21 protein-coding genes are annotated in these 24,544 nt (G+C 43.3%); 15 read left to right on the plus strand and 6 right to left on the minus strand.

Annotated elements, in window-relative coordinates:
- Window positions 1–41: 41 nt before the first annotated feature.
- Window positions 42–2,135, minus strand: a complete 2,094-nt coding sequence (locus tag NH399_RS06435) for a M13 family metallopeptidase (protein WP_253037879.1) — start codon at window positions 2,133–2,135, stop codon at window positions 42–44.
- A gap of 496 nt (window positions 2,136–2,631) precedes the next feature.
- On the opposite strand from NH399_RS06435, the gene ccoN reads away from it, so the two are divergent.
- The 8 genes from ccoN (at window position 2,632) to NH399_RS06475 (ending at window position 11,109) form a co-directional block, all read left to right on the plus strand.
- On the plus strand, window positions 2,632–4,059 hold the full coding sequence (gene ccoN / locus NH399_RS06440; protein WP_253037880.1) for a cytochrome-c oxidase, cbb3-type subunit I: 1,428 nt from the start codon (window positions 2,632–2,634) through the stop codon (window positions 4,057–4,059).
- 18 nt (window positions 4,060–4,077) lie between these two features.
- A complete protein-coding gene (ccoO, locus tag NH399_RS06445) occupies window positions 4,078–4,689 on the plus strand; it encodes a cytochrome-c oxidase, cbb3-type subunit II (protein ID WP_253038147.1) in 612 nt (203 codons plus the stop codon).
- A gap of 3 nt (window positions 4,690–4,692) precedes the next feature.
- Window positions 4,693–4,890 (plus strand): cbb3-type cytochrome c oxidase subunit 3, encoded by a 198-nt coding sequence (locus tag NH399_RS06450; RefSeq protein ID WP_253037881.1) that lies wholly within the window; start codon window positions 4,693–4,695, stop codon window positions 4,888–4,890.
- 12 nt (window positions 4,891–4,902) lie between these two features.
- Window positions 4,903–5,796 (plus strand): cytochrome-c oxidase, cbb3-type subunit III, encoded by an 894-nt coding sequence (gene ccoP / locus NH399_RS06455; RefSeq protein ID WP_253037882.1) that lies wholly within the window; start codon window positions 4,903–4,905, stop codon window positions 5,794–5,796.
- 170 nt (window positions 5,797–5,966) lie between these two features.
- Complete coding sequence (ccoG, locus tag NH399_RS06460) at window positions 5,967–7,364, plus strand: cytochrome c oxidase accessory protein CcoG (protein ID WP_253037884.1); 1,398 nt, start codon at window positions 5,967–5,969, stop codon at window positions 7,362–7,364.
- A gap of 24 nt (window positions 7,365–7,388) precedes the next feature.
- Window positions 7,389–7,886, plus strand: a complete 498-nt coding sequence (locus NH399_RS06465; protein ID WP_253037885.1) for a FixH family protein — start codon at window positions 7,389–7,391, stop codon at window positions 7,884–7,886.
- On the plus strand, window positions 7,883–10,279 hold the full coding sequence (locus NH399_RS06470) for a heavy metal translocating P-type ATPase (protein WP_253037886.1): 2,397 nt from the start codon (window positions 7,883–7,885) through the stop codon (window positions 10,277–10,279). The genes NH399_RS06465 and NH399_RS06470 overlap by 4 nt, the downstream gene beginning before the upstream one ends.
- Before the next feature lie 467 nt (window positions 10,280–10,746).
- A complete protein-coding gene (locus tag NH399_RS06475) occupies window positions 10,747–11,109 on the plus strand; it encodes a hypothetical protein (RefSeq protein ID WP_253037887.1) in 363 nt (120 codons plus the stop codon).
- Window positions 11,110–11,161: 52 nt separating this feature from the next.
- On the opposite strand, the gene NH399_RS06480 is transcribed toward NH399_RS06475, so the two are convergent.
- Window positions 11,162–11,452 carry a YebG family protein gene (locus NH399_RS06480; RefSeq protein WP_253037888.1) on the minus strand — a complete coding sequence of 97 codons (291 nt, stop codon included), beginning with the start codon at window positions 11,450–11,452 and terminating at the stop codon, window positions 11,162–11,164.
- Between the two features lie 130 nt (window positions 11,453–11,582).
- Complete coding sequence (locus NH399_RS06485; RefSeq protein ID WP_253037890.1) at window positions 11,583–12,857, minus strand: CDP-alcohol phosphatidyltransferase family protein; 1,275 nt, start codon at window positions 12,855–12,857, stop codon at window positions 11,583–11,585.
- A 293-nt stretch (window positions 12,858–13,150) separates the two neighbouring features.
- Between NH399_RS06485 and ccoS the strand changes: the two genes are divergently transcribed.
- The 4 genes from ccoS (at window position 13,151) to pdxH (ending at window position 15,538) form a co-directional block, all read left to right on the plus strand.
- Window positions 13,151–13,381: a cbb3-type cytochrome oxidase assembly protein CcoS gene (ccoS, locus tag NH399_RS06490; protein ID WP_253037891.1), complete on the plus strand. Its 231-nt coding sequence runs from the start codon at window positions 13,151–13,153 to the stop codon at window positions 13,379–13,381.
- Window positions 13,374–14,060 carry a DUF2982 domain-containing protein gene (locus NH399_RS06495; protein ID WP_253037892.1) on the plus strand — a complete coding sequence of 229 codons (687 nt, stop codon included), beginning with the start codon at window positions 13,374–13,376 and terminating at the stop codon, window positions 14,058–14,060. The genes ccoS and NH399_RS06495 overlap by 8 nt, the downstream gene beginning before the upstream one ends.
- Before the next feature lie 81 nt (window positions 14,061–14,141).
- Window positions 14,142–14,918 (plus strand): sulfite exporter TauE/SafE family protein, encoded by a 777-nt coding sequence (locus NH399_RS06500; RefSeq protein WP_253037893.1) that lies wholly within the window; start codon window positions 14,142–14,144, stop codon window positions 14,916–14,918.
- A gap of 23 nt (window positions 14,919–14,941) precedes the next feature.
- Complete coding sequence (gene pdxH, locus NH399_RS06505; protein WP_253037894.1) at window positions 14,942–15,538, plus strand: pyridoxamine 5'-phosphate oxidase; 597 nt, start codon at window positions 14,942–14,944, stop codon at window positions 15,536–15,538.
- 96 nt (window positions 15,539–15,634) lie between these two features.
- Here pdxH and fnr read toward each other — a convergent pair whose 3' ends face one another.
- Window positions 15,635–16,342, minus strand: coding sequence for a fumarate/nitrate reduction transcriptional regulator Fnr (gene fnr / locus NH399_RS06510; protein WP_253037895.1), 708 nt, complete (start codon window positions 16,340–16,342; stop codon window positions 15,635–15,637).
- 157 nt (window positions 16,343–16,499) lie between these two features.
- The gene (gene hemN / locus NH399_RS06515) at window positions 16,500–17,885 is read right to left on the minus strand and encodes an oxygen-independent coproporphyrinogen III oxidase (protein WP_253037896.1); all 1,386 of its coding nucleotides are present in this window, start codon (window positions 17,883–17,885) and stop codon (window positions 16,500–16,502) included.
- Window positions 17,886–18,050: 165 nt separating this feature from the next.
- On the opposite strand from hemN, the gene NH399_RS06520 reads away from it, so the two are divergent.
- The 3 genes from NH399_RS06520 to NH399_RS06530 all read left to right on the plus strand — a co-directional run bounded on the left by NH399_RS06520 (window position 18,051) and on the right by NH399_RS06530 (window position 23,911).
- On the plus strand, window positions 18,051–19,067 hold the full coding sequence (locus NH399_RS06520; RefSeq protein WP_253037897.1) for a polysaccharide deacetylase family protein: 1,017 nt from the start codon (window positions 18,051–18,053) through the stop codon (window positions 19,065–19,067).
- 447 nt (window positions 19,068–19,514) lie between these two features.
- Window positions 19,515–22,634: an amidohydrolase family protein gene (locus tag NH399_RS06525; protein WP_253037898.1), complete on the plus strand. Its 3,120-nt coding sequence runs from the start codon at window positions 19,515–19,517 to the stop codon at window positions 22,632–22,634.
- Window positions 22,634–23,911, plus strand: coding sequence for an amidohydrolase family protein (locus NH399_RS06530; RefSeq protein ID WP_253037899.1), 1,278 nt, complete (start codon window positions 22,634–22,636; stop codon window positions 23,909–23,911). Before NH399_RS06525 ends, NH399_RS06530 begins: the two co-directional genes overlap by 1 nt.
- Window positions 23,912–24,122: 211 nt before the next feature.
- Here the strand turns inward: NH399_RS06530 and NH399_RS06535 are convergent, their stop codons facing one another.
- Entirely contained in the window at window positions 24,123–24,518 is a 396-nt protein-coding gene (locus NH399_RS06535) for a hypothetical protein (protein WP_253037900.1), read from the minus strand.
- Window positions 24,519–24,544: the final 26 nt, after the last annotated feature.

Consider the following 24,544-nt stretch of genomic DNA (forward strand, 5'->3'; position numbering starts at 1 on the left):
CAGTTGCCTGACTTCGGCTTTGTTTTCAAGTAAAGCTCAACTTACCAGATTTTTACACGCTCTTCTGGTTTCAAGTAAAGTTTGTCACCTTCTTTTAAGTTAAAGGCTTTTTCAAACTCTGGCATATTACGTAATACACCATTGGCTCTAAACTCACTGGGAGAATGAGGATCGGTGCTGATACGACGGCTTAACTCTTCGTCTCGATATTTACGTGCCCAAACCTGGGCCCATCCAATAAAGAAACGCTGATCACCAGTAAACTTATCCATTTCTGGAGCAGGTTTATCGCCTTTAGACATTTGATAAGCTTTATAAGCAATGGTTAATCCACCTAAGTCACCGATATTCTCACCAAGAGTAAACTCACCATTAACAAATGTATCAGGTAAAGCCTCGAAGCCATCGTACTGTTTTACCAAGTCACCAGTACGCTTTTTAAACTCAGCTAAATCGTTTTCGGTCCACCAGTTACGCAGTACACCGTCACCATCATAGCTAGCGCCCTGGTCGTCAAAACCATGGCCCATTTCGTGACCGATAACGCCACCAATAGCGCCATAGTTAACGGCATCATCAGCTCCCATGTCAAAGAAAGGAGGCTGTAAGATAGCAGCAGGGAAAACAATTTCATTCATGACCGGGTTGTAGTAAGCATTCACCGTTTGCGGTGTCATAAACCACTCATTGCGGTCAATAGGCTTACCCAGCTTGCCTAACTGAAGGTTGTAGTTAAACTCACGAGCCTTCATGTAGTTATCTAGCAATGCGTCGGAAGCGATAGATAATTTAGAGTAGTCTTTCCACTCATCTGGGTAACCAATTTTTGGCGTAAACTTGCTTAACTTATCCAACGCCTGAGTTTTGGTTTCTTCGCTTAACCAATCCAGCTGCTTAATGGCTTCGCCGTAAGCGGCGCGCAAGTTCTCAACTAATTGCAGCATGCGCTCTTTGGCTTCTGGCTTAAAGTGCTTAGCTACATACACCTTGCCTACCATTTCGCCTAATAAACCATTAATGGCATCAACGCCACGCTTCCAACGAGGCTTTTGAGTAGGCGTACCTGATAAGGTTTTGCCATAAAATGCAAAGTTCTCGTCTTCAATGGCTTTGTTCATTAACTCAGCATTACCTGTAAGCAAGTGCCAGGTTAGGTAAGTCTTCCAGTCTTCCAGAGATGTTTTTGCCCAGATACCATCAAACGCTTCGATGTAGCTTGGTTGGCGAACAATGATATGAGATTCATTGATACCCGCAGCCTTGAAGAAAGCCGCCCAATCAAAATTGCCTGCCAGCTCTGACATTTTGGCAATTTCTTTCTTGTTGTAAGTTTTAATACTGTTGCGATTGTCTACTTTTGACCAGTGAGCATCGGCGATTTCTGTTTCGAGCTTAAGCACGTTTTTGGCCGCTTCGGCACCATTGCTCAGTCCAGCCAGTCCGTACATGGCTTCGATATGCTTTACATAAGCGTCTCGAATAGCGACTGACTTCTCATCGTCTTTAAAGTAGTACTCTTTGCCAGGCAAGCCCAGACCCGTTTGAGTCAGATACACAATGTAAGTATCGGGTTGCTTGGCGTCATTATTAACGAACATTCCAAAAGGAGCCGTCGCGCCGCGTTTTGCAACCGTTGCCATATAAGCCGCTAATGCCTGCTTATCTTTAATGGCCGCAATATCATCAAGGTAAGGTTTTAGAGGAGCAACACCCAGTTTCTCGAGTGTTGCTGTGTCCATAACGCTGTTAAATAAATCGCCCACTTTCTGAGCATCTGAGCCCGCTTTTTTATTCGGATCAGCGGCTGACTCTTCGATAATGGCTTTAATGTCTTGTTCTGCTTTTTCTGCCAACACGGTAAAAGAACCGTAGTTTGAACGGTCGTCTGGAATTTGCGTATTTTTCAGCCATGTTCCGTTAACATAACGATAGAAGTCGTCTTGCGGACGAACACTGCTATCAAAGTTCTCAGTGAATACACCTGAACTCAGTGCTTTTTCAGCAGCTTGCTTTTTAGGCTCAGCTTTTTGCGCTTCAGCTTTAGGCGCAGCGCTCTGGTTAGACGGATTGGCTGGCTGTTCACAAGCAGCCAACAAAGCAATGCTGATCGAAGCAGCAATTAATTTAAGCTTCATAGCGTTCCCCAACTGGTAATTATTAGAATGAATAGAGTGATTTTATTGTCGAGGTAGAAGCGAGCTACCCCAATATTGGCGGCTGATTATACCGTAGCGTCTTCACTTTGACGAAACTAACTTGTAATGCTTTATTTCGACTTGCTATTAATTTCAATAACCTATGCTGTTGCAGAGGATGCCTGAATAAAACTTAGACATATACCGTTTTTTTATCTCATCTGCTATTTTTTTGTGCGCCGCACACTCTAATTTACTGTATAATGCCGCGCGATGTCAGATAGGCCAGTTATTAACCGCTTAAAATAGCCAAGCAACTGCTTAACTTTTAAGCGAATAGATCAGTGAGATTCCTACGATATTCTATACTTTAGTCAACTAAGTATCCTGAGTTTCGGATAGCTTATGACTTCTCATTGACCTATATCAACTGGCGATGACAAAAAAATAGGCAAAATTAAATCGTTTTAACCATCAATCATAAACGGAAACACATATGTCTGAGACACATGCACCGACCTACAACTATGAGGTCGTTCGACGCTTTGCGGTCATGACCGTTATTTGGGGTATAGTCGGAATGGCGGTTGGAGTGTTGATTGCAGCACAACTACGCTGGCCCGAGCTAAGTTTTGATCTTCCTTGGCTTACCTACTCTCGTTTACGCCCACTTCATACCAACGCCGTTATCTTTGCATTCGGTGGTTGTGCATTAATGTGTACCTCTCTTTATGTCGTTCAACGAACCTGTCAGGCTCGCTTGATCAGCGACCGCCTCGCCAGCTTTGTATTCTGGGGGTGGCAGCTTGTTATCGTACTTGCCATCATTACTCTTCCGATGGGTTATACCTCTAGTAAAGAATACGCAGAGCTAGAGTGGCCTATTGATATTCTCATTGCCTTGGTCTGGGTGGGTTACGCCATATTGTTCATTGGAACCATCATGAAGCGTAAAACTCCACACATCTATGTTGCTAATTGGTTCTTTGCTGCCTTTATTCTTACGGTTGCCGTTCTGCACATTGTTAACAGTGCAGCCGTTCCTGTGAGCATGACCAAATCTTACTCTGCTTATGCTGGTTCTGTTGATGCAATGGTTCAGTGGTGGTATGGCCACAACGCGGTAGGCTTCTTCCTGACAGCTGGTTTCTTGGGCATGATGTACTATTACATCCCTAAGCAAGCAGGTCGTCCGGTTTACTCTTACCGTTTATCGATTGTCCACTTCTGGGCATTGATTGGTATTTATATGTGGGCTGGTCCTCACCACCTACATTACACAGCGTTACCAGACTGGGCACAAAGCTTAGGTATGGTTTTCTCGGTGATCCTGTTGGCACCTTCATGGGGTGGTATGATTAACGGGATGATGACGTTATCGGGCGCATGGCATAAGTTGCGAACCGATCCTATTTTGAAATTCCTGATTGTGTCTCTTTCTTTTTACGGTATGTCGACGTTTGAAGGCCCAATGATGGCTATTAAAACCGTTAACGCACTGTCTCACTACACCGAATGGACTATTGGTCACGTACACTCTGGCGCTTTGGGTTGGGTTGCGTTCATCTCTATCGGTTCTATGTACTACATGATCCCACGTATGTTTGGTCGTACCGAAATGTACAGTATCAAGTTAATTAACTGGCACTTCTGGATTGCAACCATCGGTGTTGTTCTTTACATCGCTTCTATGTGGATTGCTGGTGTAATGGAAGGTCTTATGTGGCGCGCCTTTAATGAAGACGGTACTTTGACTCACACCTTTGTTGAATCCGTTACGGCGAAAAAACCTTTCTTAACCATTCGTTTTATTGGTGGAGCTTTATTCTTGTCTGGCATGATCATCATGGCTTACAACATGTTTAAAACTATGGGCGCTCCCCGGCAGCAACCCAGTTCTGATGCAACACCGGTTGCCGCATAAGGAGAAACAGACATGTCAATGACACACGATACCATTGAAAAAAATATCGGTTTAATGGGCATACTGACGCTGATTGTTATCAGCTTCGGTGGCCTGGCAGAAATTGTTCCTCTGTTCTTTCTTGAAGAAACAACGAAGCCAGTAAAAGGATTAAAACCTTATACCGCGTTACAGATGGAAGGCCGCGACATTTATATCCGTGAAGGTTGTAATACCTGTCACTCACAGATGGTACGTCCATTCCGTGCAGAGACTGAGCGTTACGGTCCTTACTCTGTTGCTGGCGAGCACGTATGGGAACATCCTTTCTTGTGGGGTTCTAAGCGTACTGGTCCGGACCTCGCTCGTGTTGGTGGTCGCTACAGTGACGAATGGCACCGTGTTCATCTGATTAATCCGCGTGATGTAGTACCAGAATCCAATATGCCATCTTTCCCTTGGTTGGCAGAAAATGTGTTAGATGGCGAACTCACTGCAAAAAAACTGTCCATCTTTAAGAATCAATTTGGTGTGCCTTACAAAGATGAAGATATTGCTGGCGCAAAAGAAGCCGTTGCAGGCAAGACAGAACTCGACGCTCTGGTTGCTTACCTTCAATCTCTGGGCCATGCAGCTGAAAATCGGAGATAAGCCATGGATATGAATCTCCTGCGCGGCATATTAACGGCTGTGCTTTTGGTACTTTTTATAGGTTTAGTCTTGTGGGCCTATAGCAAAAAACGTAAATCAGTGTTTGACGAAGCATCTCAGCTCCCCTTTGTGGGAGATGAGCACAGCGACCGTATCGTTGTGAGTAAAGACAACAACTCAGATACAGCTGAAAAACATTAAGGTGAGTTAGAAATGAGTGAATTTTGGAGTTGGTGGATCATTGCAATCACCCTTATCTGTATTTTTGGTAATTTTTGGTTGCTCCACTTTACAAAAAAGACTGAAGCTGACGAATGCGAAGACGGAACAACTGGCCATGCTTACGATGGTATTCAGGAATACAACAATCCATTGCCTAAGTGGTGGCTAAACCTGTTCTATATCACCTTGGCGTTTGGTATTGGTTATCTGATTCTTTTCCCTGGCCTGGGTAAGTTTGAAGGTACTTTGGGATGGACCAAAGAAAACCAGTGGGAAGCCGAAGTTCAACAAGCAGAGTCTGTTTATTTGCCTTTGTTTAAGCAATACGAAAATACTCCCGTCACCGAGCTAGTCAACGATGAGCTGGCAATGGATATGGGACGTCGTATTTTCTTGAATGTTTGCTTTGCCTGTCACGGTTCTGATGCTGCAGGTAGCCCAGGTTATCCAAACTTAACCGACAATGATTGGTTATACGGTTCTACTCCAGACATTATTGAAGAAAGTATTACCAATGGACGTAGCGGACAGATGCCTCCGTTTGGTCAACAGTTTAATGAAGAACAAATTACTTTCTTAACCAGTTATGTGGTTTCCTTATCTGGGCGTAATGCTCCAGAAAATGAAATAGCAAAAGGTAAAGCTTTGTATGACACCAACTGTGTTGCCTGTCATGGAGCGGACGGCAAAGGTAGCCATGCCTTTGGTGCTCCCAACTTAACCGACACAACCTGGTTATTTGGTGGCTCTCGAAAAGTGATAGCCAGAACCATAAGAAGCGGACGTAATGGTCAAATGCCAGCCCATAAAGATATTTTGGGCAAAGCAAAAATTCGACTGGTGACCGCCTATGTTTACAGCCTCTCACAAGAGAAAGCTGAATAAACAAATAATTAAAAAAGCGCAGCGAAGTCTGCGCTTTTTTTTGAATAAAATTTTAGCTGTTTAATTTGTGTTTATACCCCTATTAGTCCAATAGATTCACACAAAAGATCTGTTTATCATTCGGGCCAACCAGTCGTATAAACCCACCCCTTGCGAAGATTTAAGTAGTTATGAGCAAACCCGATAAAACCGTTAAGCGCACACGCGATCTCTACGTCAAAGCAGAGAAAATTTATCCCCGCCAGGTCAGAGGATTGTTCGCTCGATTGCGAGTTCTCAGTGTCTGGATGTTGTTAGGTCTTTACTACGTTGGTCCCTGGATCACGTGGGAAGGTCGTCAGGCCATATTACTTGACCTGCCTGCTCGACAGTTTCATATTTTTGGTATTACTTTTTGGCCTCAAGATTTTATTTATTTAGCCGTTCTTCTCATTATTGCGGCTGTCGCCCTATTCTTTTTTACAGCACTCGCTGGACGAGTCTGGTGTGGCTTTGCCTGCCCACAAACGGTTTGGACAGAAACCTTTATCTGGATCGAACGTTTTGTTGAAGGTGATAGAAACCAGCGAATGAAATTGGATAAGGCTCCCTGGTCTTTCAACAAAGTATCCACCAAAGCCACCAAACATTTTTTATGGCTTAGTTTTGCGTTATTTACTGGTTACACCTTTGTTGGCTTCTTCTCACCGATCCGCGAACTGACAGACAATTTAATTCTGTTTAATTTAGGCCCCTGGGAAGCCTTCTGGATTGGCTTATACAGCTTGGCCACTTATGGCAATGCAGGCTTCTTACGGGAGCAAATTTGTCAGTACATGTGCCCCTATGCGCGTTTTCAAAGTGCCATGTTTGATAAAGATACGCTGATTATTTCTTACGACACTCAAAGAGGCGAGAGCCGCGGTCATCGTAAACGCACCGATACCGAGTATAAAATCAAGGGCCTGGGTGACTGTATCGACTGTAAACAATGTGTTCAGGTTTGTCCCACAGGTATTGATATTCGTGACGGCTTGCAGAGCGAATGTATCGCCTGTGCATTGTGTATTGACGTCTGTGATGACGTCATGGAAAAAATGGATTATGAGAAAGGTCTGATTCGTTATTCCACCGAAAATGCAATGGAAGGAAAAGAAACCAAAGTACTGCGTCCCCGTACTTTTATTTATGGTGGTCTACTGCTCGCTCTTATCATTGGCTTCTTTGCTTCCATCGGCACGCGAACGCCACTTGAGCTGGATGTCATTCGTGATCGCAACAGACTTTACGTTGAAACCTCAGAAGGCTTGGTTGAAAACGTATATCGGATTAAAATAGGCAACATGGCGCAAGAACCCTATACCTACAATATTTCGGTAGATGGTTTGCCTGATATGAGTATTGCAGGTCCGACTCAGATCCATGTAAAACCAGGCGAAGTAAAAGCCATCGCGTTACGCGTTCGAGTGGATCCAGGTGATCTGACCAAAACCGCGAACACCATTTTCTTTAATGCAGTCTCCGTTGAGGCTCCAGATATTAGAATAGAAACAGAAGCACGATTTATCGGCCCAGCCTTAGGCCGATAAGTCAGCGTTAACTAAGAGAAGTTTATGGAACACCCACAGGACACCAAACCCTGGTACAAGCAGTTTTATCCCTGGATGATCATTGCTTTGCCAGCATCATCAGTGGTCGCAGGTATCACAACGGTTATTATTGCAACGACTGGCGCAGACAGCATGGTAAAAGCCGACTACTACAAAGAAGGTCTGGCGATTAATGAATCCATTGAGAAGCGCGAAAAAGCCGCTGAATTACAACTTAAGTTCGACATCGAATACCAGGCACCAGATGCCATGATATTAACTTCAGCTCAGCCTCTGGATGTTCCTGTATTGTATCTATCGATTCAACACCCTGCCAAAGAACATAAAGATCAGGTAGTCGTGCTTAATCGTACAGAAGACAGCTTGATCTACAAAGGGCAAAGTCTTCCTCTGGAGCCTGTAAACTATCGCCTGAAACTCTCCACCCCTACTCAAGACTGGGAAATGATGTCTCGTTGGCCGCTAAAACAATCCAATAGTATTCAATTAAAACCCCGATGACTTCACGCTGTTTTCACTGTCACGAACCCGTTCCAGATAATTTAGACATTACGCTACAGTGGGAACAGCAAACTCGAGAATTTTGCTGTTACGGCTGTCATAGTGTTGCTTCGGCTATTATCGATAATCAACTAGACAGCTACTACCGCTTTCGAACAGAAGCGTCAGTAACGCCCACCGACTTAATTCCCGAAGAGCTGCGTAATATTCAGCAACTTGATAACGAGCGTTTACAAAAAGAATTTGTCGATACTCACGAGCATCAGTCCAAAGCTCTATTGGGTGTAGAAGGCATTACCTGTGCTGCATGCAGCTGGCTAATAGAATCCAGCTTATTGAAAATGCCAGGAGTGCTCTCTGTTCAGGTTAACCCGATCACTCATCGAATGAATATTTGTTGGGACTCACAACGGCAACGATTGAGCCAAATACTCACGCGCCTTTCGAACATGGGCTTTAAAGCTTACCCTTTTCGTCAGAGTGACTTTGAACGAACCGTTCGTACCGAAGACCGATGGTTTTTGATGCGTCTGGGAGTCGCCGGATTGGGCATGATGCAGGTCATGATGTTCGCAATTGGTCTTTACTTTGGTGAAGCTCAATATATCAAAGCCGAGTACCAGTCGTTTTTACATTGGACCAGTTGGCTAGTGGCAACGCCCATTGTCTTTTTTTCTGGTTTTCCTTTTTTTAAAAATGCCTGGTATGGACTTAAACAAAAACGCTTGGTGATGGATTTTCCTGTCGCTTTGGCGATCTCACTGGCTTATACATCAAGTGTTTGGGCTACCATTAATGCAGCAGGACAGGTTTATTTTGATTCTGCGACCATGTTTATCTTTTTCTTGCTTTGTGGCCGCTATCTGGAACATCGAACACGCCTGAAAGCCGTAACAGAAACTCAGACACAACGACAACTACTGCCTATCGCTGTAACTAAAATAGAGGGAGCTCAACAAAGTGATCATCCCATTCATGATGTTGTCCCTGGAGATCGCTTATTGGTACGCGCAGGAGAAGTGATTCCAGTCGATGGGATTATCGTTGATGGAACAACCAACATTGATGAATCTTTGCTATCAGGTGAACACATACCCTTGCGTCGTAGTATTAATGACAAAGTATTTGCTGGCTCTTTGAATCAAAGCAAACCAATCCACATAGAAGTAACGGCAACCTCCGACAATACTTATTTTTCGGCGTTGGATCGTATGGCTAGCAACGCCACACAACACAAACCTAAACTCACCTTGTTGGTTGATCGTATTGCGCAGTGGTTTGTTTCGATACTCTTGATGCTCGTCGGTATGACTTATTTTCTTTGGAGTACTATCGATCCCGAACAGGCTTTTTGGGTTGCACTTAGCGTCTTGGTGGTTAGTTGTCCTTGCGCTTTGTCACTTGCCACCCCCGCAGCGTTAACAGCAGCAACGAATCGACTGTCTCAACTCGGCTTATTATTGCTAAACGCCCAAACTCTCAATCGACTGGCAGACATAACTCACATCGTTTTTGATAAAACAGGCACCTTAACCGAAGGCAAATTACATTTAGAAAAAACGATCATCCATCAACCGGATGCTCAACTAGACTATTTACAAATTGCCTGTGCACTCGAGCGGCAAAGTCGCCACCCAATCGCCAAAGCTTTTCAAGAAAAAGACGATAAACAAGTTCATTTTGAGTCTGTTGATGAACAATTCGGGATGGGAATAGAAGGTCAGTGGAATGGCAGTCACTGGTATTTAGGAAAACCCAAACAAGAAATCTCTCTTGATACTGATAGTCAGACCATGCCGATTTTTTTATATCGTGATCAAGTATTAGTCGCGACCTTTGAGCTTTCGGATAAGATCAGAGAACAAGCAGCGGATCTTGTTAAAGAACTTCATCAGTTGGGTTTAAAAACCAGCTTACTTAGCGGCGATCATTCTTCTCATGTTAAAAAGGTAGCCGATGAACTAGGTATTCAGCATTACTACAACAATCATTTGCCGCAACAAAAAGCAGAAAAAGTCATGCAGTGGCAACAACAAAATGAAATCGTATTAATGCTCGGTGACGGACTCAACGATACTATCGTGTTAGCACAAGCTAATGTGGGCATCGCGATGAACACGTCTGCCGACCTAACGCAGCACAAAGCTGACGCAGTGCTCATGCATCAAAATTTGTACTCTCTTGCACAATCAATGGAGCTTGCCAAAAAAACACACGCCGTTATTAAACAGAATATCGTCTGGGCAATTAGTTACAACCTATGCGCCATTCCCATTGCCATGCTCGGTTGGGTTCCCCCCTGGTTGGCAGCCATCGGGATGACAACCAGCTCGCTCATCGTTGTACTTAACGCACTGAGGCTGAATCGTTCAAATAACGAAACGTCTCAATAAAGTAAAACATTATTGCGGCAACTATGCCGCAATTTTTTGGTTATAAAACCTTCATCCTTTTAACTATAGATATTGCGCTGCACTGACATAATTTGTTGCACTCTTCCGCTTAAATCATGCTCTGTTATCGCTGAATAAACGGCCTCCCATATTCAAAATAATTGTTTTGTGATGTATTTGTTCGATATCACTTGTGTCTCTATCCATCTAGTGATAGATCTATAGATAGACATCTTAAACATGCGATGCACATGGCTATCTCGCCGCAATAATAAGCGTCTTAGTCGTATTAAATGATTGATGTCTTTTTAATCGGGAATACATCAATGATGTAAGTTTTGCAGCCAAAGATATCGTATTGAATTTCTGCACTATCAAACGATATGTCGTCTTTTGTTGTAAGTAAGCAGAAACCGAATAATAGCTAATAGCCGTACATAAGCTATTAATAATAAAAGGAAATGCGGATGCTAAAATTAACAAGCTTTAAAAAGTCACTTCGTCCAATTAAGCCCGTAATCGACACCAAGTGTTATCACTGCAATAACGAAACCACTTGGGATTTAATCCAAGCAACAGACTGGCTCACTTTCCTCTCTTTTAAAATCATTCCTTATTACAGCCAGTACCATCTATGCTGTACCGTTTGCACCGACCTCTATGACATTAGCCGCTCAGAACTTAAAGGCGTCAACTCTCTACACCAGCTTTCTGATCAAGCATCAAATCAACTCCATGATGACTTAGTTCGAAGTATGAAACGCTACCAACTCAAAGGCAAAACCGAAGTTCAAAGAAACTTCTTACGCGTCACTAACCAGCACTATTAATTATCTCCAGAACAAATAAAAAGCTGGCGAAGATAACGCCAGCTTTTTATTTTTAGCCATTCGCGCTAATAGGCGTTACCTTGTCTTCAGATGCTTCTTCTGGCTTTTCCAATAATTGCTCGGGGCGAGCTTTAAATGCTTTGGCCAGCACATCTTTATTTTGAGCAATTAACAAGCCTAATGCTTCAACCTGCTGCTCATTAAGGTCTTCGATTTCACGCTCAACCCACAGGCTTACATTCTCAGCCAGTTCAAGCATTTTATCGTAGTTGTCAGCTTCTTTTTTATCCGTAAACGTCTTAGATTTATCGCGATCAGACATATATAAGGTCACCACTGCCATAGGAAAAACTCCAAAGGGTTATCAAATCATCAAGTTCAACAAAATACTACTTAATTGAGTAGCTAAATGCAAGCTGCATTCTCTGTTGATTTCACGCAAGGTAACATGATTTTAATAAAAGTCGGTTATTTTATTTGTTCACCACGGCATTTTTTAAATGTTTCGCAGCAGGTGTCAGTCCGTAGATCAAAACTAAGGCCAAAAGCAGAGCAATGGATATCTTGCTGCCCCAGATAAAACTCCCCAATATTAATACTAGACTATAGATGGGCAAACCGAACAAATAACGTTTACGTCGTGACGAAATCGCTCTTCCTAAATGACGGTAATAGGCATCAAAGGAAACCATCAGCACCATCGCAACGCCCACCAAAGCACCAGCAATCAAAGGTGATTCCAAAAACAATATCAGCGCACACAATACCACCAACCCTCCAACCGTACTGGGAACACCACGAAAATACTCTGGGTCATCGTTCGATTTGTTAAAAGTAAAGAAGACTAATCGAGAAATCGTAAATATCGAGAAGAAGGCCCCAACAATAGCCCCCTCAACACCGCCAAAGGCGTAATAGAGCGCGACTCCGGGGGCGACTCCATAATTCACACCGTCAGCAATATCATCAGAATAAACACCAAATCGGGTTCCTCCCCACTTTCTGGCGGCAGCGCCGTCCAGGCCATCAAAGAGTGCTCCCACCAACAATAACAGCAGGCTTATATCAAAACGCAGTTGAGCCGCAAAATACATGCTGGCGAAGCCACAGAGCAGATTGGCCAATGACAACATGTCGGCAATAAAACGAGATTGTAAGATACGGGCATTGTACAAAATAACAACAAGACTAAAGGTAATATTCACCAACAGTAAGATAACAACCAGATCATAGGTGATGACGTTTTCGGCCCAGCCTTGACTAAAAAACAGCAAGGCGATGAGCGCAGTATAAGAAAGTGTGGTTCGAATACGATTTTCTGTTGTTCCCTTCTTGAGCAAGTATTGAATAAAAAGCAGGCTATCCAGAGCAACCTTAGAGATCAGCAACCATAGCGGAATACTATCGACACATTGCCAGGAAACAATAAACAGTAGTGGATAATCGGTCAGGCGATCAAAAATACGCCCAAAATGTGTATCTAAATCTCGTTCTCGCGCCACAATACCATCAAGGTAATCTAATCCACAAAACACCAGAAACAAGGCAAAAATAAGTTCGGAAGAATTAGGTAACACATCCACTTGTTTTAGCGACAAAAATAACAAGGGCGTAACCACAAACAATTTAATCGCCGACAAAATATTGGGATGAACAGCAATACGTTGTCCAATCCAGGCCTCCCACTGCGAGAGCCACTGAGGCTTATGCACCATTGATTTGCGCGGAGAGGTATTCGACTCTGTCATACAATATTATCCAATCTTCCATTTATCATAAAAGCGACCATCTTCAGTCGCTCAAAACAGCCAACAGCTTAGCAGGTTTCTTATACACCAGAAACCCGTTCTGAATCATCTACCCAAAGTATTTGAAGGTGCAGGTAGGTGGCCAGCAAGCGAGTCCCCTGAGCTTAGATAGACTAAGTGATTGGGGTGAGTGCGCGCAGCGCTGCAACTTGAACATCAGTGCTGCATCTTGAAAGGCGACGGGTATAGACAATTCACACAGCTAAGTACGAATTTGGTAGAATAGGGTTAAAGTGTCTCTGTTAGGTTTTAAGGTAGCAGATGTTATGGAAGTGATTTATTGGCTAATTCCTGTCGCCATTATTTTCTTATCGGTGGCAATAGCCGCCTTCGTCTGGGCGGTGAAAAACGATCAATATTCTGATCTGGAGTCTCCAGCCTATCGCATACTGCTAGACGATGATTCTCCTACTACAAAAGAGCCCGCAACAAAAGCACAGTCTCACAAGGCTGAAAATGAATAACACGGTCAAAGTTGCTCCAATTTCTCGCCGCAACCATCAATTATTTATCGCGATTGCTTGTGTCGCTGGTTTCATCGCGTTCTTATTGCTCCTTACTGAGCTTAAACTAGCGGGTTACATTACTCTGGTACTTGCGATTATTTTTCTACTTTTTGGTTTTGCCAAAAAATGGGAACCAGAATTCAGCATGACACTCAATCAAGAGCAACTCACCTGGCATCTAAAGCAAACAGACATCCACATACCCTGGGATAATTTAAAACAATGTTGTCTGCTCAAAGCCAGCAAAGGCGATAAGCTCATGGAGTTACAGTATATTGGAGTCAAGCTATGGGATCTGACCCCTATCGTCGATCAAATCAGCCCTAGAGCTGCGAAAAGTCTCTATCACGAATACCGCAGTCTGCTTCATGTCTCTTTGCTCGAAAGCCAGTCGCGAGCAGAAAGCCTAAGTTATGTACAAGAAGATGCCGAATACTGGACTAATTCCCGTAAAGAAAAAGTATCGGGACTTAAGGGTATGTTTGCAGCTCGACTCAATCAGCTAAAACATGGACTAGGTTCTGATCTTTATATTCCACTGACCTCTCTCGATAGAAACGAGCAGGATTTTGTGCGAATGATCAACGACTACAAACTGCAGGCTGAAGCCACAGCCAACGAAAACCAAACCCAATAGAATAATCACGGTGATTTAGATCATTCCTATTGTTCAAAGATGAGGTAAAATGACCCCAACTTTGAATAACCACTTTTCATCATGCTCGAAACCATCATCCCCGCCTTTCTTATGGGACTTGGCGGCTCGCTTCATTGTGTAGGTATGTGTGGAGGCATTGTTACGGCTTTGTCCATTTCAACTCCCTCATCTTCCTTCGCTCGCTCCAGTCTTATGGTCGTCCATCATAACCTTGGCCGACTTTTGACGTATTTGTTATTAGGCATGATTGGTGGCCTTATGGGCACCATGATCAGTGATGCAGGCGCACTTAACTACCTTCGAGTGATTGCTGGAGGCTTGCTGATTTTAGTAGGTCTGTATCTGTTTAATGTTTGGAACGGTGTTCTCTACCTCGAGCGCCTGGGTCAATCGACCTGGAAAAAGATAGCCCCTTTGCTTAAGCGTATTCAGCCAGGCAAATCCCCACTTCATGCGGTCACCGCAGGAATGTTATGGGGTTTTATTCCTTGCGGTCTGCTTTATTCTGCTTTGGCCATCGCCATTGCTCAAGGCTCGGTTGATCGGGCTATTCTCTTCATGCTGTTTTTTGCGTTAGGGACATCGGGCCCTATGTTGCTGATTGGCATTGGTTTTTCGAGCATTACTCAATGGATGAAAAAAAAGCCCGTCAAATTGCTCATTGCCGCCAGCATGATTGTTATGGGTTGCTGGACGATTTGGAGTGTGTTTCAACATGATCACAGCGGACATGCTGGACATACAGGACACGAACATACTGGACACAAACATCAGGGCGCAGAAGATCCGTCCGAGGAGCAAAGCGATGCTCATGATCACAACCACCATCACCACTAAAGTAGTCAAAGATTGAGGTCACAATGTTATTACACGAAGCCCCCCTCGACACACCTTTTCCATTATTTGAAAGCTGGTTTAAACAAGCCAAAGAAAAGGACCCAACCTATTACTGTGGTATGACCGTTGCGACAGTCGATACAAATGGCTGCCCTTCATCTCGCGTCGTTTTTCTGCGCTCATTTGACGATAACGGATTTATTTTTTATACCAATTATCACAGCGATAAAGGTAAGGATCTGGCAGAGAATTCCAATATCTGCGCCAGCTTCTGGTGGTCAGCTTTTCAGCGTCAGGTTCGTATTGAAGGACGAGCAGAAAAAATCTCTGCCAAAGAATCCGATGAGTATTTTTATGGTCGCCCTCACCTTAGTCAAATAGCTTCAGCGATGTCTGATCAAAGTCGTACCATCGAATCATTTGATGTCTTACAACAGAAGTTCGACGAAGAAGTAGAGCGACATAAAACCGACCCAGTCGTACGACCAGAACATTGGGGAGGTTATCGCATTGTCCCTAAAAAAATAGAGTTTTGGCAGGGTCTGGATCATCGATTACACCACCGACAGGTTTATCAACAATCTGAGCAAGGGTGGCAAGTTAATTATCTACAGCCGTAAATAGGCACTTTATAAAACGTAAACAGGGCCTTGATAGGCCCTGTTTACTCTACACATTCTGCTCGAAACTAAAAATAGACAATAAATAATGACGAGTTATGAATAACACATAACACCAGCAAGTTCTGATAGTTTTTCTGGATTGGTGAAAGTAATTTCTTTATCGTCTACCAATATGTATTCCTGCTTCTGTAACTTTGTTAAAACACGGCTCACTGTTTCTACCGCTAAGCCTAAATAATTACCAATGTCGCGACGACTCATGGTCAAACGAAAAACTCTGGAAGACAATCCTCGCTGGCCAAAACGAATTGAGAGATTCACTAAAAATGCCGCCATTCGTTCTTCTGAGGTTTTTTTATTGAGTAACAGCATCAGTTCTTGATCATCACGGATCTCATTACTCATTACATTCAGTAGTTGACGCTGTAATGAAGGGATCCCTGTGGCTAATGACTCCAGAGATTCAAAAGGCAGTGCACATATCATAGAAGTTTCGAGTGCTTTGGCATAACTCGGATGTACCTGAGAACTGATCGCATCCAGCCCGATGATTTCACCCGGCAAATAAAAGCCAGTCACCTGCTCAATACCATCTTCGCTGATAGTATAAGACTTTAAACTGCCAGAACGCACCGCATAGATATTTTCGAACTTATCACCACTACGAAACAGGTTTTCGTCCGTGTTAAGCGGCTTACCACGTTGAACAATAGAGTCCAGGTGCTCTATCTCAGAATCAGCCAACATAACGGGCAAACATAACTTACTGATACGACAGTTTTGACATTTAATTTCTTGCATTTTAGTTTACCTGGAGCTCACACCGATAAATTATCACTGGGACCAATAGCTCCCAGCATAAAAGTTTATGACGGATAATTCAAAACAAACGCCTCTACCTTTGCCCAAAGTAGTTCACAAGGCAAGAAATATAGATAAAGGCCTGTCTACAGTATGATTATATCGCATTAGAAAAGGATTGAATATCGATAAGCTCTTCCATGCTCTTATCAAATAACATAGCAATATTACGAATTAACAACCTTCCCTTTGGCAATACCTCAATAGTAGATGGCGTGTACTTTACCAACCCATCCCTTTGAAATATCTCAAGCCGAGGAACAATATGATTAAAGTAATTCCAGAAAGATATATTGAAGGTCTTTTCGATGTCTTTAACAGATAGATTAAAGTAACACATTAACTGAAAAATAATATGACGTCTTAGTTCATCATCTTCATCAAGTTTCACACCACGCCAAACAGGTAAAGCTTCACGCTCGATAGCATCATAGTAACTACTCAGTCCTTTTTCATTTTGAACATAATACTCACCCACAGAGCTAATGGAAGAAACACCCAAGCCAATAAGCTGCGTGTGCTTTCCGGTCGCATAGCCTTGAAAGTTTCGTAACAACTGTCCTTGCTCTTGAGCAATACTAAGTTCATCTTCGGGCAAAGCAAAGTGATCCATCCCAATGTATACGTATCCTTGTTGCTGTAAAAACTCGATGCATAGTTTTAATATTTCTAACTTCTCTTCTGGCTCCGGTAAATGGCGTTTTAATATTTTTCGCTGTGCTTTAAATCGATGCGGTAAATGCGCATAGTTAAACACAGAGATGCGATCAGGTCTCAGCTCAGCAACCAACGCTAAAGTTTCACGATAAGACTCAACACTTTGGTGCGGCAGTCCATAAATTAAATCAAAACTGATAGAGCGATACCCACTCACTCGAGCAGCATCTACCAGTTCTTTAACACTTTCATAACTTTGTTCACGATTAATGGCTTGTTGTACTTTTGGGTCAAAGTCTTGAACCCCAAGACTGACTCGATTAAAGCCCATGCTTTTTAGCTGCGCTATATCTGATGGAGTTACCGTTCTTGGATCAACTTCAATAGAAGCATCCAGCTGCTCAGGTTTAATCTTAAATGCTTGAGTGAGTTTGGTCATTAACCACTGACGATCACGAATGTTCAGATAGGTAGGCGTACCACCTCCCCAGTGCATCGATACAACCGATGGGTCTTCAAGTTGATCGGCCACATGATCGATCTCTTTGCCCAAAGCCTCAAGGTATTGGGTCGCCTTACGATAATCTCTCGTTACTTGCTTATTGCACCCACAGTAATAGCAAATGTTAAAACAAAACGGGATATGTACGTAAAGCGATAGCAGTTCATTGGAAGGTATCGCTGTTAACGCTGCACGATAATCGGTCTCAGTCACAGCCTGATTAAACGCCAGAGCCGTAGGATAGGAAGTATACCGAGGTCCACGTGAGTTATAACGCTCGATAATCTCATGGTCCCACTCTATGGTATGGCTAAAATCTGACATAGAAACTCCTGAAGTTTTTTTCAGTCCTCATACTATTCCGTTCGTTATATGAGGCGCTTGATCAAGATCAATTTAGACTTGGTTCTCTTTAAAAACATCGTAAAGCCCGTCACAGAGTTAATTATGTTAGTCTTATCATTCCTTCACTCTCGATAGTTACCCCACATGCGTATTGTTTGGTTCTTTATTCTGTTGTTGTCGTTGCCTTTAATGGCACACAATCAGACTGTTATTTTGGTGTATCACCACATCAGTGACCAGACGCCCCCTTCGACTTCAACAACACCAGCCCTGTTCAAACAACATCTGGACTATCTGCAAGCGAATCAGTTTAAGGTTATTTCTCTACAGCAAGCCATTCATTCTGTAGAAAACAATCACTCAAAACACCCAGAAAAATCGGTGGTGCTTACTTTTGATGATGCCTATTTGTCCATTTATGAGCAGGCGTTTCCCATACTGAAGAAGCGAAAAATACCTTTTACGGTGTTTGTATCCACCGAAAGCGTCGAAAAGCAATACAAAGCCATGATGAACTGGCAACAACTAAAAGAGCTGAGTGAAGCCGGAGTCACCATCGCCAACCATAGCCACACCCACGCACATCTAACACAAGAAAACCAAAACTCAGACGTTCTCGGACGACAGCTGGATATCGCACAACATTTATTAACTGAGCGACTACAGCAAACGCCGCCGCCTTTGTTTGCTTATCCTTATGGAGAATTTAATAGTAATCTACAAACTCTGCTCAACACGCGAGGATGGTATGGGTTGGCGCAATACTCAGGGCCCTTCTCTCGGTATTCCCAAAAAACTCGTATCCCAAGGTTTGCGATTGGCGGACATTACTCAGGCATGACCGCCTTTAAATTGCGGGTTAATACCTTAGCCATGCCCGTTGTAGAAGAACTACCCGGTGATCCTCATGTCGAAAGGATGCCAGAAGCTTTCCACTTACGATTTGACGATCTGCCCTTTGCCCGACAAAACTTCCAGTGTTTTTATAACAATCATCCCGTTTCCAATATGGTCTGGAAAGACAAAAAGGTGAGTTTTTCTGTATCAGCGAATCTATCAGTGGGACGCTCGCGCATCAATTGCACGGCAAAAGACAGCAAAAGCGCTCGTTACTACTGGCACACATTGCCTTTATTTAACCTAAACCCGAACTCAGACTAAAATTAAAGGAACAGCGAGCGCTAAATCGATATCAATATTAAGGGTAATTTGTAAAAAAATATTACCTTTCAACATTTAGCATAAAAATAACGATTACTTTCAATAAGTTAGCAACTCAAACCTTTAATCAAGATACGCTTTAGCAGAATAGCGAGATATTCATTAATGTGACAGTATTATCACTTGCAATTTACTGCCCTATGCCCAGTATTTCTGCTTTATTAGAGAGACAAGCAACTTCATTCTATAGCCAAAGTATTTCAAAGTGCAGGTAAGCTGCAAACAAGCGAATCCCCTCAGCTGAGATGGTCTCAGTGATAGGGGTAAGTGCCGCCCAGCCAATACCGCTACACCTTGAAAGGCGACGGGTATACTTTGAAAAACCTACTTGATTGATTGTCTTTCTACCTGTCAGTTACTCGGGTAAAACAATAAAAAAGAGAGCCTATGTCTAAAGCAACCGTAAAGACAGCCTCAGCAGCGTTTTTTGCTCTGGCAATGTCAGCATCTTACGGCGATCAGACCAGCCATCACAATGGTATCCATGATCGTTCATCCAGTCTCATTGCGTTTACTAATGCCACTGTTACGACTGAACCAGGAAAAACACTAGAGAATGCAACTTTGGTGATTCAACACGGCAAAATTGTCAGTGTTAAAGCCAAGGGCAAAGCACCTGCAGGTGCTCGCATTATTGATCTGAGCAACCATCACGTTTATCCAGGTTTTATTGATCCTTACAGCTATTACAGCTTCGAAGAAAAACGCTCAAGCTCAGGGTTTGGTGGCTCGCCCAAATACCATGGCGATCGCACTGGCGCCAAGGGTTGGAATGATGCTATTCATGCAGAGGTCAATTGGATCTCAGAATTTGAAGCCGATCCCAAAGCGGCTAAATCTTATATTAAGAACGGTTTTACCTCCGTACAAACTGGTACAATGGATGGCATATTTAGAGGCCAGGCAACGACGGTATCACTAGCCGACGGCATTCCTAATGATTTGATTTACAATGCCTATAGCCGACACTATCTTGCTTACAATAAGGGCAGCTCCAAACAGAATTATCCTAGCTCATTGATGGGCAGCATTGCCTTAATACGCCAATCATTGTCCGATGCCAACTGGTATCAAAAAGCTCAAGGAAAAACCGACGCATTAATCACTGGCACTGCGGTAGAAACCAATACCGCTCTTGAAGCGATGGGTGAATTAAAAACAGCTGGCATTATCTTTGAGCCCGAAAACACTGCGTCACTGATAGCTGCCGATAAGCTACTGGATTCGTTCAAACTTTCTGCGGCTTTTGTTGGGCGAGGTTTTGAGTACGCTCACCTAAAGGATATTAAAAATACCAAATCGACTTTGGTATTACCGCTTAATTTTCCAAACAAACCCGATGTCTCCAGCTTCGAAGCTCAACAAGATGCCAGCTTGCGCGAACTCAGACACTGGGAACGCGCACCTGCCAATGCCGCCATTCTGGCAGACAATGATATTCCTTTTGCGTTCACACACCATAAGCTTAAAAAGAAGTCGGATTTATGGCCAGCCATTAAAAAAGCCATCAAAAATGGTCTTAGTGAACAACAGGCATTATCTGCAATAACCACGGTCCCAGCTCAGTTAGCCGGAATAGCTAACAAAGCAGGAAAAATTAAAACGGGCATGATGGCCGATTTGGTTATTGTTGATGGCAACGTGTTTAAGGATGGCAAGATAAAAAGTGTCTGGTTGCAGGGAAAAGAAACCTCCTTTAAACCACTCGCTAAGAATTCGCTACCCGGTCAATTTACTTTAAACATTGACGGAAAAGAGCTGACTTTAAAACTCACAGCCCCCAAAAACAAAACTCAGGCAAACTTTTTAGTGGGCGAAGAAAAAGTCAGCGCAACAGTTATGAATGCGGCCGATGGTCACATTCAGTTGAAAGCCGATCTGAAAAAAGTCGGGCTAGAAGGCGTTTATCGTCTCACTGCACGCCTGCAAAACAAGCAATTAACAGGACATATCGTTAATGCTCAAGGACAACGTGTTGCTTTTAATAGTGAACAAAAGCCGTTAGATAGCACTGAAGAAAAAGACAAGAAGTCGGCGGACGATGAAAACAAAGGCGTTGAATTTTTGGGCCAACTCACCTACCCCAATCGAGCCTTTGGTTTGAATAAAATCCCCAAACAAGAAAAGCTGCATATTAAAAATGCAACTCTTTGGACTTCGGAAGACAAAGGTATTTTAGAAAATGCCGATCTATTGATTGCGAAAGGCAAAATCAAAAAAGTTGGCAGCAAACTATCAACACCTCGCGGTTACACAACCATTGATGGAACTGGCTTACATGTTACTGCCGGAATCATTGACGAGCATGCTCACATTGCTATCAACATGGGTGTTAACGAAGGTTCTGATGCTATTACATCAGAAGTTGCTATTGGCGACGTTATCAATCCAGAAGATATTAACATCTACCGTTCTATGGCAGGTGGAACCACCATCGCACAACTGTTACACGGTTCAGCGAACCCCATTGGCGGACAAGCTCAAGTGATCAAATTACGCTGGGGCCATAATGCAGAGCAACTGAAATTTAAGAAAGCGCCTGGCTCCATCAAATTTGCTTTGGGAGAAAATGTAAAGCAAAGCAACTGGGGTGATAACTATAACATACGCTACCCACAATCTCGTATGGGTGTAGACACTATCGTGCGAGACGGTTTTGAGCGAGCAATAGAGTACCGGGATGCCTGGGAGAAATACGACGACTTGAGCCGTAGTGCAAAGAAACAGGTTGCACCACCACGTAAAGATTATCGTCTTGATGCACTGGTCGAAATTTTAGAAGGAAAACGTTTTGTTCATTCTCACTCTTATGTAGCTTCAGAAATTTTGTCGCTCATGAAAATTGCAGACGACTTTGACTTCAACATTCAAACCTTCACTCACATATTAGAAGGTTACAAAGTAGCCGATGAAATGGTTAAGCATGGTGCAACCGCATCAACTTTCGCTGACTGGTGGGGTTATAAGTTCGAAGTGTATGACGCTATCGCGCAAAATGCCTGTTTGATGCACGAAAAAGGCGTGAACGTCTCTATTAATTCAGACAGCAACGACTTAATGCGACGCCTCAATACTGAAGCAGCAAAATCAATTAACTATTGTGGAATGTCTCAAGAAGATGCGTGGAAAATGGTAACCATCAACCCTGCAAAACAATTGAAAATCGATCAGTGGGTAGGCAGCCTGAAAGCCGGAAAAGACGCAGACTTTGTTATCTGGGACGGCAATCCTTTATCTATCTACTCAAAGGTGAAGCAAACCTGGATTGATGGACGTAAGTACTTTGACAGAGAAGAAGACGCACAAACTCGCCTGGCTCTGGCTAAAGAAAAGAACGCACTCATTCAAAAAGCACTCGGCGCTGGCAAGGCAGATAAAAGTGAAGGCAAAAAAGCATCTGCTAGTCAGCCTGTTTTTTATATGCACGAAGCCCCAACTTGGCACTGCGAAGATAACTTCGATTATTGGCACTGGCAGTCAGATCAGCATCAAGGACATCATCACTAATGAAAAAATTAACTACACTTATGTCGCTTTGCATCGTGTCAGGCTCAGTACTGGCACACGACCTGGTGCCTGGTAAAAAACAAGAACAAGCGATCTTAATTACCAATGCAACCTTGCATACCGTCACTCAGGGTACTCAGGAAAATACCGATATTTTGTTGTTAGATGGAAAAATCAAAAATATCGGCAAAGGCTTGAATATCAAAACCTCTCGTACCATCGATGGAACTGGAAAACATGTGTACCCAGGACTTATCGGTATGGTCACCAATTTGGGTATGGTTGAGGTCGATGCTGTTCGTGCGACTCGAGACACCTCAGAAGTAGGCAACATCACTCCAGAAGTGAAAGCCCATATTGCCTACAATACAGACTCTGAAATTACTCCAACGATACGCAGTAATGGAGTGACCCATGTTCAAGTTACTCCTCAAGGCTCAGGATTGCGCGGACAGTCAAGTCTGGTTCAACTGGATGCCTGGAACTGGCAAGACGCACTGGTGAAAGAGCAAACGGGTATGCACATGTCGTGGCCTAGCATGAACATCAACAAGGCACCGTGGGAAAAACGCTCAGCAGAAAAACAACGCGAAGCACAGCAAAAAGCACTCAGTGCCATTGACGATGCGTTTACAGCAATTAAGGCCTACCATAAAGCTCGTAATGCCGACAAAAAGACACCTGTAGATCTACGCTGGGAAGCCATGCGACCAGTATTGGATGGCACTATGCCCCTGTATATCAGAGCTGATGAGTTTCGTCAGATAGAAGCAGCGATTCACTTTGCTCAAAAACAGGGGATGAAGCTGGTTATTGTTGGTGGCCGTGATGCCTGGCAAGCTATCGACTTGCTTAAACAATCAAAGACACCTGTCATCTTTACTGCTGCCTGGGGACTTCCTTCTCGTTCTGATGAAGGCATCGATCAGGTATTTAACGTACCCGCTGAACTGGCAAAAGCAGGCATTCCTTATGCTCTAGCCGTTAGGGGTAGCTGGCAGGTTCGTGATTTACCTTTTGCTGCTGGTCAGTCTGTTGCTTATGGTGTTGATAAAGAACAAGCATTAGCTTCCATCACATTAGCACCCGCCAAAATGCTTGGTGTTGATGATCAACTAGGTTCATTAGAAGTTGGCAAAAATGCAACGTTAGTGATCAGCAATGGTGACATCATGGATCACTTAGGACATAGAGTAGAAGCCATGTTTATCGATGGCAGAGAAGTTGATTTGGATAATCGACAAAAAAGACTCTATAAGAAATACGGTAACAAGTAACGAAAAAGAGCCCGGGCAGGTCCGTCCGGGCAAACATTGAGACAACTAAGTTAACACATTCTCAATCAATAAACCGCAAAGGAGTAGCGATAGAAACAAATTAAGTACTATAGGATTAGAGGGATTATTTTTTATTAATGAGCGTCCTATTTTTTCGATAAGACCTAACAAGCGCAGAGCAACTACTCGATACCACCTGTTCTCACCCCACCTAGTAAGACGCTAAACAATAACGAAACATCTTTGTGTTGTATTCTTTAGCAAAAAACAAAGCTCTTTGAGCATATTCTTTATGAACTTCACCATAGCGAACATCCGTTAATCCTGGAATATTCTTTACACCACAACGCTTACGCGCCTGTGCCTGCATATCAGCCCTAATGCCAACTACCTGACGACTGCGATTAGGAGACAGATACAAACGATAGTCCTTTGTTGCTGTCGCCTTTGATAATTCAGCTTTAAAGTCAGTGCTATCCAACCAACGCAACTGCTCAACGGCAATGCGCTCTCGCTCACCGCTTACTGATGGCTTTTTCTCACTCGTTTGGCAACCAGTAGATACCAGTAAACTTGCAGCAGATAAGATTCCAACAATTAATTTCATTACGTAATACCTGATTATTGTCGCCA

Origin of the sequence: Pleionea sp. CnH1-48, from assembly GCF_024124665.1 — a bacterium.
Classification (GTDB): Bacteria; Pseudomonadota; Gammaproteobacteria; order Enterobacterales; family Kangiellaceae; genus JAMXSB01.

Excerpts from the sequence above, each read along its gene's own strand:
- NH399_RS06450 (WP_253037881.1), top strand. The coding sequence starts at position 4,693 with ATGGATATGAATCTCCTGCGCGGCATATTAACGGCTGTGCTTTTGGTA.
- NH399_RS06520 (WP_253037897.1), top strand. The coding sequence starts at position 18,051 with ATGCGTATTGTTTGGTTCTTTATTCTGTTGTTGTCGTTGCCTTTAATG.
- ccoP (WP_253037882.1), top strand. The coding sequence starts at position 4,903 with ATGAGTGAATTTTGGAGTTGGTGGATCATTGCAATCACCCTTATCTGT.
- ccoN (WP_253037880.1), top strand. The coding sequence starts at position 2,632 with ATGTCTGAGACACATGCACCGACCTACAACTATGAGGTCGTTCGACGC.
- NH399_RS06530 (WP_253037899.1), top strand. The coding sequence starts at position 22,634 with ATGAAAAAATTAACTACACTTATGTCGCTTTGCATCGTGTCAGGCTCA.
- NH399_RS06435 (WP_253037879.1), bottom strand. The coding sequence starts at position 2,135 with ATGAAGCTTAAATTAATTGCTGCTTCGATCAGCATTGCTTTGTTGGCT.
- NH399_RS06465 (WP_253037885.1), top strand. The coding sequence starts at position 7,389 with ATGGAACACCCACAGGACACCAAACCCTGGTACAAGCAGTTTTATCCC.
- hemN (WP_253037896.1), bottom strand. The coding sequence starts at position 17,885 with ATGTCAGATTTTAGCCATACCATAGAGTGGGACCATGAGATTATCGAG.
- NH399_RS06495 (WP_253037892.1), top strand. The coding sequence starts at position 13,374 with ATGAATAACACGGTCAAAGTTGCTCCAATTTCTCGCCGCAACCATCAA.
- ccoO (WP_253038147.1), top strand. The coding sequence starts at position 4,078 with ATGACACACGATACCATTGAAAAAAATATCGGTTTAATGGGCATACTG.
- NH399_RS06475 (WP_253037887.1), top strand. The coding sequence starts at position 10,747 with ATGCTAAAATTAACAAGCTTTAAAAAGTCACTTCGTCCAATTAAGCCC.
- NH399_RS06485 (WP_253037890.1), bottom strand. The coding sequence starts at position 12,857 with ATGACAGAGTCGAATACCTCTCCGCGCAAATCAATGGTGCATAAGCCT.
- NH399_RS06535 (WP_253037900.1), bottom strand. The coding sequence starts at position 24,518 with ATGAAATTAATTGTTGGAATCTTATCTGCTGCAAGTTTACTGGTATCT.
- pdxH (WP_253037894.1), top strand. The coding sequence starts at position 14,942 with ATGTTATTACACGAAGCCCCCCTCGACACACCTTTTCCATTATTTGAA.
- NH399_RS06525 (WP_253037898.1), top strand. The coding sequence starts at position 19,515 with ATGTCTAAAGCAACCGTAAAGACAGCCTCAGCAGCGTTTTTTGCTCTG.
- NH399_RS06470 (WP_253037886.1), top strand. The coding sequence starts at position 7,883 with ATGACTTCACGCTGTTTTCACTGTCACGAACCCGTTCCAGATAATTTA.
- ccoG (WP_253037884.1), top strand. The coding sequence starts at position 5,967 with ATGAGCAAACCCGATAAAACCGTTAAGCGCACACGCGATCTCTACGTC.
- NH399_RS06480 (WP_253037888.1), bottom strand. The coding sequence starts at position 11,452 with ATGGCAGTGGTGACCTTATATATGTCTGATCGCGATAAATCTAAGACG.
- NH399_RS06500 (WP_253037893.1), top strand. The coding sequence starts at position 14,142 with ATGCTCGAAACCATCATCCCCGCCTTTCTTATGGGACTTGGCGGCTCG.
- fnr (WP_253037895.1), bottom strand. The coding sequence starts at position 16,342 with ATGCAAGAAATTAAATGTCAAAACTGTCGTATCAGTAAGTTATGTTTG.